The organism is Herbaspirillum sp. NPDC101396, from assembly GCF_044767365.1.
GTDB lineage: Bacteria > Pseudomonadota > Gammaproteobacteria > Burkholderiales > Burkholderiaceae_D > Herbaspirillum.
The window spans coordinates 490,112-501,892 of sequence record NZ_JBIWNT010000001.1 but is presented as its reverse complement, the minus strand read 5'-3'; the positions used below and the strand labels follow the sequence as shown (position 1 = coordinate 501,892).

The following is an 11,781-nucleotide window of genomic DNA, read 5'->3' as shown; positions in this document are numbered from 1 at the left end:
CTACTTCAGACCAAGCCGCTTGGCCATCCGGTTGAGGTTGGCGCGGTCCACGCCCAATTCGCGCGCGGCGGAAGCGACATTGCCGCCGTTGCGTACCAGGCAGGCGCTGACCAACTTCCGTTCGTAGGCGCTCACCGCGTCGCGCAGGCCGCTGCCGTTCTGCAGGTCCAGCTCGGACTGGACCTGCTGTTCAAGCGATGCGTCATGCGCTGACAGCGCAGTCGCCTTCTCATTGGAAAGATCGAAATCCTCAGCCGCCAGCGTCAAGATGCGCGGCCGTTCGGGATGCTTGCCGAGCGCCTTGAGCGCGGTGCGGGCGATCACGTGTTCCAGCTCGCGCACATTGCCCGGCCAGCGGTAATTGAGCAACACTTCCTGGGCATCGGTGGCCAGCCGCAGGCTCAGCAAACCCAGCCGGAAACGGTTTTCTTCGAGGAAAAATCCGCTGATCAGCAAAATGTCGTGACCCCGCTCGCGCAACGGCGGCGCCGCCAGCGGATAGACGCTGAGACGATGGTAAAAGTCGGCGCGATAGCGGCCCAACCGCACTTCTTCCTCCAGATCGCGGTTGGTGGCGGCGATCACGCGCACGTCGACCTTGTGCTCCTCATCCGAACCGACGCGCTGGATCTGCCCGCTCTGCAGCGCGCGCAACAGCTTGGCCTGCACCGTCAGCGACAACTCTCCCACTTCATCGAGGAACAAGGTGCCGCCGTCGGCCAGCTCGAACTTACCGCGCCGGTCGCTGACCGCGCCCGAAAACGCCCCGCGCACGTGGCCGAACAGCTCGCTCTCGACCAGGGTTTCCGGCAAGGCGGCACAGTTGAGGCTGATGATGGGCTTGCGCGCACGCGGCGAGGCGGCGTGGATGGCGTTGGCGACCAGTTCCTTGCCGGTGCCGGTTTCGCCGGTGATCAGAACGGTCATGTTGCTGGGCCCGGCCAGACGCACCTCTTTCATCATGCGCTTGTGCGCGGGACTCTGACCGATCAGCTCACGCCGGCTCTGGTTGGCGGCAAGCCGGTAGGCTTCGGCGCGCTGGCGCTCCTGTTCGCTGGTCTCCGCAAGGGTGTGGATGCGTTCGGCGACGTTGACGGTGGCGGCGGCCAGACTGGCGAAAGCCTGCAATGAGGCGGTGTCGACCGAATCAAAACGGCCGGGACCGAGCGCATCCAGCGTCAGCAAACCCCAGGGCCGGCCGTTCATGGTGATCTGGCAGCCCATGCAATCGTGGACGTGAAGTTCGCCGGAATGCGCTTCGACCAGACCGTCGTAGGGATCGGGCAAGGACGAGTTGGCCGGGAAACGCGTCGGCGGAACGTTCGACAACAGCACGCGAAAGCGTGGATGTTCACTCACGCGAAAGCGTCGTCCCAGCGTGTCGCTGCTCAGGCCGTTGATCGCCAGCGGCACCAATACCTCGCCGTCGAGCCGCAACAAGGCTGCGGCGTCACACGGAAACAGCATGCGCAGCGTGTCCAGCAGGCGCCGGTAGCGCTCGCTGTCGTGCAACTCCTTCGACAAATCGGCCATCAGCGGAATCAATGCGTCCAGCATGAGCTTTGGAGTCATTTTTACCCTTATTGAGTCAATATGACTCGGGTCTATTCGACTCGGTCATTTTTTAAGTGACTGATTATAAAAGATTTTTAGTCTGGCATGGAGTTTGATTAAGAAGGGATAAAGGAAGGATAAAAAACGAGAATTTTTGACCTCCCTCCCCAATTGCTCAACCTGAACCAACCCTGAAAGGTATCGCCATGCTCTCCGACACCCATCGCGCCATCGTCAAATCCACCGTCCCCCTGCTCGAAAGCGGCGGCGAAGCGCTGACCACGCATTTCTACAAGATGCTCATGCGCGACTACCCGCAAGTCATCCCGCTGTTCAACAAGGCCCATCAAGGCAGCGGCGACCAGCAGCGCGCATTGGCCAACGGCGTGCTGATGTACGCACGCCATATCGACCAGCTCGAACAACTGGGCGGCCTGGTCACCACCATCATCAACAAACACGTCGCGCTGCAGATTCAGCCCGAACATTATCCGATGGTCGGCGACTGCCTGCTGCGCGCGATCCGTGAAGTGCTGGGCGCGGAAATCGCCACCGACCAGGTCATCGAAGCCTGGGGCGCCGCCTATGGCCAGTTGGCCGACATCCTGATCGGCGCCGAAGAAGGCGTCTACCAGGCCACCGAAAAGGCCGACGGCGGCTGGCGCGGCCTGCGCAAGTTCGTGGTGGTGCACCGCGTCGACGAGAGCGAGGAAATCACCTCCTTCTACTTCGCGCCGGAAGACGGCAAGGCCATCCTGGAATACCACCCCGGCCAGTACATCGGCCTGTGCGTCACCGTCGACGGCGAAGAAATGCGCCGCCAGTACTCGCTGTCGGCCGCGCCGAACAGCAAGATGTACCGCATCAGCGTCAAGCGCGAGCCGAACGGCAAGGTCTCCAACTTCCTGCACGACCACATGACCGTCGGCAAGCAGATCGACCTGATGCCGCCATCGGGAGAATTCACGCTGACCCAAAGCGAACGCCCGCTGGTGCTGATCAGCGGCGGCGTCGGCATCACGCCGATGCTGGCGATGCTGGACGCGGCGCTGCCGAGCAAGCGTCCGGTGGTGTTCATCCACGCGGCGCGCCATGGCGGCGTGCACGCCTTCGGCAAGAAAATCGCCGACCTGGCGCAGGAACATCCGCAGTTGCAGCATTACTTCTGCTACGAGCAACAGCGCGAACAGGACCAGGCCCCGCATGCGATCGGCTACATCGACCGCGACAAGCTGGCCGGTTGGCTGCCTGAATCGATGGACGTGGACGCCTATTTCGTCGGTCCCAAGTCCTTCATGAAGGCGATCAAGCGCCACCTGCACGAGCTGGGCGTACCGGCGGCGCAGGCCCGTTACGAGTTCTTCGGCCCGGCTTCTTCGCTGGATTAAGCGCTGGATTAAGCATTTTTCGCCGGGCTGCGGTCCGGCGTATTTTTTGAAAGAAACACCATGGACATCGACAAATACAAACACCAGCACACCGTCATCTTCGACAACATCCGCAAGCTCAAGGAGTTTTCCCATCTGGGCATCGCCGAACACGCCGCCGACATCGCCGCACAGGTGATCAAGATGAGCTCGGTCATCAAGCTGCACCTGTCGATCGAGGACAAGTTCCTCTATCCGGCCTTGCAGGAAGCCAATAATCCGCGCCTGGCCATGATGGGCAAGCAATACCAGCATGAAATGACGCACATCGCCGAAGCCTACGGTGAATTCGCGCGCAAATGGAACGATGCCGGCCACGTGGCGGCTGATCCGGACGGTTTCCGCAGCGAAGCCAACAAGGTGCTGAAAGTCCTGTTCGACCGCATGCAGCGAGAAGACCGCGATTTTTATCCGATGATCGAAAAGGTCTGAGCCAAGCCACAGTCAGGTTCCGCCGCTAAGTTCTTCCAGGATCGTCTTCACGCGTCCCAGCGCCGTCTCGATGTCGAGCGACTCGATGGCGCCGTAGCCGAAGAACAGCGCCGGCTGCGGCTTGACCCTGAAGTAGAACTCGTCCAGCGTGTACAGCGCGACGTCGACCCGGCGCGCCAGCCGCAGCAGTTGCGTCATGTCCACCTCGGCCGTCATCTCTGCGGCCAGATGGAAGCCGGCCGTGGTCGGCACCGCACGCATCCATGGTTTGAGACTGCCGTTGAGCGCGGCATGCAGCTTTTCGCGCCGTGCGACATAGATGCCGTGGCAGCGACGGATGTGCTTTTGCAGGTAGCCTTCGTCGATGAACCTGGCCATCGCCCATTGGGTCATGGTCGGCGTATGCCAGTCCGACAAGCCCTTGACCACGGTCATTGCCCGCAGAATGGCCGGCGGCGCGATCACGTAGCCGACACGCAATTCCGGATTCATCGATTTGGAAAACGTGCCGACAAATGCCACCAGCCCATCCTGATCCATGCTCTGCAGCGAATCCAGAGGCCGCCCTTCATAGCGGAATTCGCTGTCGTAGTCGTCTTCGATGACGATGGCGCGCAATTCCCGTGCGCGCGCCAGCAAGGCCGTGCGCCGCGCCTGGCTCATCGGCATGCCGAGCGGAAACTGATGCGCCGGAGTCGTGTAGATCAGGCGCGTGCCGTCCGGAATCAGATCGACCTGCATGCCTTCGCTGTCCACCGGAACACTCTCCACCGTAGCCCCCTGCGCCGAGAACAGCATGCGCGCCGGCGGATAACCGGGATCTTCCACCGCCACCACACTGCCCGGCTCCACCAGCACGCGTGCGATCAGGTCCAGCGCCTGCTGCGCGCCATTGGTCACCAGCACATCAGCGGCCGTGCATTGCACGCCGCGGGAGAACGAAACATGCCGCGCAATCGCTTCGCGCAATGCCGGCAGGCCTTCGGTCTCGGCATAGAAGCCACGCGATTCGGCGATCTGGCGCAACCCGTACTGCACACACTGGCGCCACTCTTCCTGCGGAAATTGCCGGCGCACCGGGATGCCGCCCATGAAATCGTAGTGCGAACGGGTTTCCGGGCCGACGTGGCGCATCAGCAATGGGAACGACTGATTCAGCCAGTGCGCGATCAGTTTGCCGGAGGCCAGGTCATCGCTCTCGAAGCGTTTCGGCTTGGCTTTCGGTTCGGCCGGCGCATTGACGAAGGTGCCGCTGCCGGTCCGCCCTACCAGCAGCTTGTCCAGCGTCAGACGGCCATAGGCTTCCGATACGGTCTTGCGCGACAGGCCCAGTTGCGTGGCCAGCAGGCGTGACGGCGGCACCTGTTCGCCCGGCGCCAGGCGACCGCTCTGGATGGCGTCGCGCAACTGGCGATACACCTGGCCGGCCAGGTCCTTGCTGCCTTCGATGACGATATGCAATTCCATACGGCGCCTGCTCCCTTGTGCTCATGCGTTTTTGTTTGTTTTTTGCTGCTTGTTCTTTCCTGGCGATTCTAGCCGGGCGATCAAAAGTGGTCTCCTGTTTTTTCGAGGAATTGGTTATCCGCGACAGGGAGTGGTCTCCTTATGATGACGTCACTGGCTAAGCAAACACGCAATACCGCCAAGACGATTTTCACTGACCGACTTACTTACTGACTTACTGACTTAACTCACTTACCAAGGAGCATTACCATGGAACAACGCGTCGATTTCTACAAAGCATCCCCTGAAGTCCTGAAGGGCATGATCGCCCTCGAAAACGTGGTCGGCAAGCTCGGCCTCGAAACCTCGCTGCTGGAATTGGTCCGCTTGCGCGTCTCGCTGATCAACGGTTGCGCCTTCTGCGTCGACATGCACACTGCCGACGCCCGCAAGGCCGGCGAAACCGAACGTCGCCTGTACGCCGTGCCGGTCTGGCGCGAAACTCCGTTCTTCACCGAACGTGAACGCGCAGCCCTGGCCTGGAGCGAATCGCTGACCCTGATCTCGCAAACCGGCGCTCCCGACGAAGACTATGCCCTGGCGCGCGCCCAGTTCACCGATGCCGAACTGGTCAACCTGACCCTGGCCATCAACACCATCAACGCCTGGAACCGTTTCGCCATCGGCTTCCGCAAGATGCCTGTTGCCTGAAACAGCGACGGACAAGGAGCCTGACATGCGATTCATTTCTACGGTAAAAAGCGCGCTGCTGCTTACTCTGCTGGCCCTGACGGCCGGTGCAGGCGCCCACGATGGCAAACATGGCGATGAAGTCGTCACGCCCTTGCAGCATCAGACCCTGTCCGATGCCCCCGGCAAAAGTGGCGTCATGGCCCTCGTCGCTTACGGTCCCGGCCAAAGCTCGGTGGCGCACCGCCATCCCGGCTCGATCTTCGCCTACGTGCTGGAAGGCGAAGTCATCTCGCAATTGCAAGGCGGCGCGCCGGTGACTTACAAGGCAGGTGAATCCTGGTATGAAGCGCCGGACACGCCGCACCTGGTGTCGCGCAACGCCAGCGCCACCAAACCGGCAAAGTTGCTGGTCTGGTCGCTGGTGCAGGACGGCAAGCCGTTGACGGTGCCTCTGGAGAAGTAATCCTTCGTGCAGATATCCCCGCTTCCGGAATCCGGACAGCGGGATTTCAGCTTTTGCTGCGGGAAATTTTCAAGCAAGTTTCAGATTCGGTCCCGGCTTCCTGTAAACTTGCGGGATGCGCTTATTTTTACTTGACTGGTTCGGCTGGTCGTTCTTGTGGATACTGCCCCTGCTGGGCAGAGTTTTACTGTCTTTGCTGTCCGGAAAAGGCCTGCGCGGACGCGGTTCCATCCGCATCTGGCTCGGTACGCTGGCCGTCCTGTGCGCCAGCAGCGCCATCGAGGCCATGCTCCGCTCGCAAGGCGATACTCCTCTTGAAACTGATCTCTTCGGCCAGGCGCTCGCACGCAACGTCACCGCCGCCTTCGGCAAGCTGATCGCCGTTATTGCCTTGATGACAACAGGACTGATCGGCCTGTTCTGGCTGTTCGGCCGCCGCAAGGCCAAGCCCGACCTCGAGGTCGACACCAGTTCGCTGCCGCTGCAGGCTTCGGTGCCGCGCCGCACCCAAGCCAATATCGCTCCCACGATCCGCAACATGCCCGCAGCGCACTCGCACCGTCCTCCGCCTGCGCAACCGAAACCGCCTGCCGCGCCTGCCTTCGGCAACCTGACGCGCAAGCGCGATCCCTGGCCGCTGCCCAATGAATTGCCGCGCGCTGCCAATCCTGCCGGCAACTGGCCGGGCACTGCCCAGCAAAAAGCTGAACCACCCAAACGCCCGGCGCGTCCCGCGTCCGAATGGGCGGCATTTGAATCGCTGCGGCCGACACAAGCGATGCTGGCGCGTTCGACTTCCAGTCAGCAACCTGAAGCGCCGGCACATAGTGCGGCGCCCAAGCCCTCGCTTGCCACCAGCATCATCAGCAAACCGAAGATCACTCCTATCGTCGGCAGCAGCACCAAGGTCCGCATCAGCACCGCCAGTGACCGCAGCCAGGCGATTCCGACATCGCTGAGCGCTTCGCTGCGTGGGCGCGAACCGGCCGCGCCTGTTGAACCGGTCATTATTCCTCCGGTTGCTGCGAGTCTTATTCCGGTCCTGCCGCCGGCTGTACCGCATACCGTCGCCTTCCATGCCCCCGAGCCGGAACCGGAAGTCATCATTGCGCCCGAGCCATTCAACATCATCGACACCCGTATTGAACCGGAAGTCGCTGCGATCTCCGAGCCCGCCTACGTCGCGCAGGCACCAGCGCCGGCTTTGCTGTTTGAAGAACCGATTCAGGAGCCTGTCGCCACCCCAGCTGCGCCCATGCAGATTCGCACCTGGACGCAGGCGCCGGCAACGCAACCGACTGCTCCCATTGCGGCGCCGGTGCGCCCGTATCGTCCGACCGAGGTTCCCCTGCCCGGTATCGAACTGCTCGACCAGGGCAGCGACATGCCGGTCGAAATGGACGAAAACCAGCTACTGGAAATCGGCCAGCTGATCGAACAGCGCCTGAAGGAATTCAAGGTCCCGGTCACCGTACTGGGCGCCTACGCCGGCCCGGTGATCACCCGCTTTGAAATTGAACCCGCGCTGGGCGTGCGCGGCGCGCAGATCGTCAACCTGATGAAGGACCTGGCGCGTGCGCTCGGGCTGACCTCGATCCGCGTGGTGGAAACCATCCCCGGCAAGACCTGCATGGGCCTGGAGCTGCCCAACCCCAAGCGGCAAATGATCCGCCTGGCCGAAATCATCCAGTCCGAAGCCTATGCGCGCTCGGCGTCGCACCTGACGCTGGCGATGGGCAAGGACATCACCGGCGTCCCGGTGGCGACCGACCTGGCGCGTGCGCCGCACATGCTGGTGGCCGGCACGACCGGCTCCGGCAAGTCGGTGGCGATCAACGCCATGATCCTGTCGCTGCTGTACAAGGCCACCCCCGACGACGTGCGCCTGATCATGATCGATCCGAAGATGCTGGAACTGTCGGTCTACGACGGGATCCCGCACTTGCTCGCGCCGGTCGTGACCGACATGAAGCTGGCAGCGCATGCGCTGTCGTGGTGTGTTGCCGAAATGGACAAGCGCTATCGCCTGATGTCGGCGTTGGGCGTACGCGGCCTCGCCGGCTACAACCAGAAGATCGCCGACGGCATCGCCGCCGAGAAGCGCGTGAAGAATCCGTTCTCGCTCACACCGGATGCGCCTGAGCCGCTTGATCCGTTGCCGATGATCGTGGTCGTGATCGACGAGTTGGCCGACCTGATGATGGTGGCCGGCAAGAAGATCGAAGAACTGATCGCGCGTCTGGCGCAAAAGGCGCGCGCCGCCGGCATCCACCTGATCCTGGCGACGCAGCGGCCTTCGGTCGACGTCATCACCGGCCTGATCAAGGCCAACATCCCGACGCGCGTGGCCTTCCAGGTGTCGTCCAAGATCGACTCGCGCACCGTGCTCGACCAAATGGGTGCGGAGACGCTGCTCGGCCACGGCGACATGCTGTTCCTGCCGCCGGGCTCGGGCTATCCGCAGCGCGTGCATGGAGCGTTCGTGTCGGACGAGGAAGTGCATCGCGTGGTGGAACACCTGAAGGCCCACGGCGAGCCGCAATACGAGGAAGCGATCCTGGCCGGCCCGGCGTCGGAAGAGCCGCAACAAGGTGACATGTTCGGCGAACCCGGCGATGAAGCCGACCCGCTCTACGACGAAGCGGTGGCCTACGTCACACGCAGCCGGCGCGCATCGATCTCGTCGGTGCAGCGCCAGTTCCGTATCGGCTACAACCGCGCAGCGCGTCTGGTGGAACAGATGGAAGCCGCCGGTATCCTGTCCTCGATGTCCAAGAGCGGCAGCCGCGATGTGCTGGCGCCGCCGCCACCGGATCTCTGATCTATCGAAAAATCAGCGTGCATGTGCAATGCATGCACGCTGATGTTGATCGCGAGCCCCCCCTCCTCTTCCTCCAACTGAATCCTGTGCGCTGCGCGGCCGCCTCTCTGCTGCTAATGCTGCTAATGACCGATATTTTTTCTCGCAGATAGTCGTCGGTTAATTCACGTCTCTTCACATTTTTTTCGTTTGGGCGTTTATCGCGCATGTTGGGCGATAAGCGGCTATCACGGCAGTCTTTCGCATTGATTCACACGTATGGACTCCCTATGATCTGTTGCATTCAAAAAAGAACATTTCAAAAAAACAATTGATCGCGAATCCCGGATGCGAGGCTGTTCCGGGCATCGCCTCAAAGGAGACCTATGTCAACGCAAGTCGCCATCATCGGCGCGGGCCCTGCCGGCCTGCTGCTGTCACACCTGCTGCACCTGCAGGGAATCGAATCGGTCGTACTGGAAACGCGCAGCCGCGCAGAAATCGAAGCCACCATCCGCGCCGGCGTGCTGGAACAAGGCACCATGGATATCCTGAACGAGAGCGGCATCGGCGCGCGCATGCAGCGCGAGGGCACAGTGCATCATGGCTTTGCACTGGCGTTCGGCGGACAACGGCATCGTATCGATCTGACCGGATTGACGGGACGCGCCATTACCGTCTATGCCCAGCACGAAGTCATCAAGGATCTGGTTGCTGCGCGTCTGGCGGCCGATGGCAGAATCGAGTTTGAAGTCAGCGAGGTCAGGCTGCACCAGCTCGATACCGACACGCCGTCGGTGACGTATCAGCGAGCAGGCGAACCGCGCACCCTGAGGGCAGATTTCGTGATCGGCTGCGACGGTTTTCACGGTGTCTCGCGCTCTGCAATGCCGGCAGCACAACGCCAAGACTTCCAACGAATCTACCCGTTTGGCTGGTTTGGCATTCTGGTCGACGCGCCGCCGTCGTCGGACGAACTGATCTATGCGCAACATGAACGCGGCTTCGCGCTTGTCAGTACACGCTCGCCCCAGGTACAGCGGCTGTACTTTCAATGCGATCCCAATGACGACGTCAATCGCTGGTCGGACGATCGCATCTGGTCCGAGCTCAACGCACGCCTGGCCAATCACGACGGCTGGCAGCTCAAGGAAGGAAAGATTTTCCAGAAGAACATCATCGGCATGCGCAGTTTCGTCTCGACGCCGATGCAGCACGGCCGTCTGTTCCTGGCAGGTGACGCCGCCCACATCGTGCCGCCGACCGGGGCCAAGGGACTCAATCTGGCGGTATCCGACGTCCGTCTTCTGGCGCGTGGACTGGATCGCTTCTACACCACGGGCAAGCGAGACGAGTTGAATGAATACACCGCCACCGCGCTGAAACGCATCTGGCGCGCCGAGCATTTTTCGTGGTGGATGACCAGCCTGCTGCATACCTCCAAGGAAGCGTCGCCGTTTGAGCGGCAGTTACAGAGATCCGAACTGGACTATATCGTCAGTTCACGGGCGGCAGCCACGGCGCTGGCCGAAAACTATGTGGGACTGGCGTTTGCCTGATTTGCCTGAGCGGAGGAAAAATGAATACATCGACTACACCTGCAAATGCTTTCATCGATATTGGAAAAACGCTCGACGACGGGCTTTACACCACCATGCAGAAAATCGTGGTCTGCCTGGCGGCGCTGTCGATCGTGCTGGACGGCTTTGACGGGCAGCTGATCGGCTTTGCCATTCCCGTGCTGATCAAGGAATGGGGCATCACCCGCGGCGCCTTTGCCCCGGCTGTGGCGGCCGGCCTGATCGGCATGGCGATCGGCAGCGCCTGCGCCGGTTTGTTCGCGGACCGCTTCGGCCGGCGTTGGGCTGTGATCGGCAGCGTATTCGTCTTTGGCGCCGCGACCTGCGCCATCGGGCTGGCGCCTGATGTTTTCACCATTGCCGTTCTGCGTTTCATCGCCGGTCTGGGGATTGGCGGCGCCCTGCCCAGCTCGACCACCATGACCGCAGAATTTACGCCGACGCGCTATCGCACCATGGCGGTCACCGCCACCATCGTCTGCGTGCCATTGGGCGGCATGCTGGCAGGTTTGTTTTCCAGCGTGGTAATCCCTGCTTACGGCTGGCGCGCCTTGTTTTTCATCGGCGGCGCACTGCCTCTGGGACTGACCGTGCTTTTGCTGCTGACGCTGCCTGAGTCGCCGCGCTATCTGGCGCATCAGCGGCATCGCTGGTCCGAGTTGCGGGAATTGCTGGGACGCCTGTCCAGGCCGGTTCCCGCCGATGCGGTGTTTATCGATGCCGCTGAGCAAAAAAACGAGCAGCGCGAAGGCTTCTCATCGCTCTTCGGCACGCGTAAGACACGCGATACGCTGGCGCTGTGGGCGGCGTTTTTCATGTGCCTGCTGGCGATCTACAGCGCCTTCAGCTGGTTGCCGACCATGCTCGCGGCTGAAGGCCTCAGCGTCAGCATCGCCGGCTCCGGACTGACCGCCTACAACCTTGGCGGCGTCATCGGCGCCCTGAGCTGCGCCTTGGCAATCACGCGAATCGGCTCGCGCCTGCCGCTGATTGCCTGCGCTGTGGGCGGCGTGGCCAGCGCCGTGCTCTTGCTGAGCATCGATGCAGCAAACCATACCAACCTGTTCATCTTCGGGCTGGGCGTGCATGGGATGTTCGTCAACGCAGTCCAATCGACCATGTATCCGCTGTGCGCCTACATCTATCCGACCAATGTACGCGCCACCGGCACCGCATCGGCACTGGCCTTCGGCCGTATCGGCGCCATCCTGAGCGCATTCGCAGGGGCGTCCATCATCACCGCGACCGGCGCAAGCGGCTATCTGGCGATGCTCGGAACTGCAATGGCCTTCGTGTTGATCGCGCTGGCCGTGGTGCGAAACCACATCCCGCGCGCCACGCCAAAAACACCGACCTGAGCCGATTGCTCTCCCTCTCTCATTGCCA

Annotated in this window: 9 protein-coding genes; 7 read left to right on the top strand and 2 right to left on the bottom strand. The window is 61.9% G+C overall.

Annotated elements, in window-relative coordinates:
* Window positions 1-1,572 (bottom strand): nitric oxide reductase transcriptional regulator NorR, encoded by a 1,572-nt coding sequence (gene norR / locus ACIROY_RS02320; RefSeq protein WP_402339304.1) that lies wholly within the window; start codon window positions 1,570-1,572, stop codon window positions 1-3.
* Between the two features lie 188 nt (window positions 1,573-1,760).
* Between norR and hmpA the strand changes: the two genes are divergently transcribed.
* Together hmpA and ACIROY_RS02310 are read left to right on the top strand one after the other, a co-directional pair.
* Complete coding sequence (hmpA, locus tag ACIROY_RS02315) at window positions 1,761-2,942, top strand: NO-inducible flavohemoprotein (protein ID WP_402339302.1); 1,182 nt, start codon at window positions 1,761-1,763, stop codon at window positions 2,940-2,942.
* 60 nt (window positions 2,943-3,002) lie between these two features.
* A complete protein-coding gene (locus tag ACIROY_RS02310) occupies window positions 3,003-3,413 on the top strand; it encodes a hemerythrin domain-containing protein (RefSeq protein ID WP_116432693.1) in 411 nt (136 codons plus the stop codon).
* 12 nt (window positions 3,414-3,425) lie between these two features.
* Here the strand turns inward: ACIROY_RS02310 and ACIROY_RS02305 are convergent, their stop codons facing one another.
* On the bottom strand, window positions 3,426-4,880 hold the full coding sequence (locus ACIROY_RS02305) for a PLP-dependent aminotransferase family protein (RefSeq protein WP_402339299.1): 1,455 nt from the start codon (window positions 4,878-4,880) through the stop codon (window positions 3,426-3,428).
* Between the two features lie 249 nt (window positions 4,881-5,129).
* On the opposite strand from ACIROY_RS02305, the gene ACIROY_RS02300 reads away from it, so the two are divergent.
* The 5 genes from ACIROY_RS02300 to ACIROY_RS02280 all read left to right on the top strand — a co-directional run bounded on the left by ACIROY_RS02300 (window position 5,130) and on the right by ACIROY_RS02280 (window position 11,753).
* Window positions 5,130-5,570, top strand: a complete 441-nt coding sequence (locus tag ACIROY_RS02300; RefSeq protein WP_016832519.1) for a carboxymuconolactone decarboxylase family protein — start codon at window positions 5,130-5,132, stop codon at window positions 5,568-5,570.
* A 25-nt stretch (window positions 5,571-5,595) separates the two neighbouring features.
* A complete protein-coding gene (locus tag ACIROY_RS02295) occupies window positions 5,596-6,015 on the top strand; it encodes a cupin domain-containing protein (RefSeq protein WP_402339297.1) in 420 nt (139 codons plus the stop codon).
* Between the two features lie 115 nt (window positions 6,016-6,130).
* Window positions 6,131-8,836 carry a DNA translocase FtsK gene (locus tag ACIROY_RS02290; protein ID WP_402339295.1) on the top strand — a complete coding sequence of 902 codons (2,706 nt, stop codon included), beginning with the start codon at window positions 6,131-6,133 and terminating at the stop codon, window positions 8,834-8,836.
* 365 nt (window positions 8,837-9,201) lie between these two features.
* Window positions 9,202-10,374, top strand: a complete 1,173-nt coding sequence (locus ACIROY_RS02285) for a 4-hydroxybenzoate 3-monooxygenase (protein ID WP_402339293.1) — start codon at window positions 9,202-9,204, stop codon at window positions 10,372-10,374.
* Window positions 10,375-10,394: 20 nt separating this feature from the next.
* Window positions 10,395-11,753, top strand: a complete 1,359-nt coding sequence (locus ACIROY_RS02280; RefSeq protein WP_402339291.1) for an MFS transporter — start codon at window positions 10,395-10,397, stop codon at window positions 11,751-11,753.
* The last annotated feature ends 28 nt before the right edge of the window (window positions 11,754-11,781 follow it).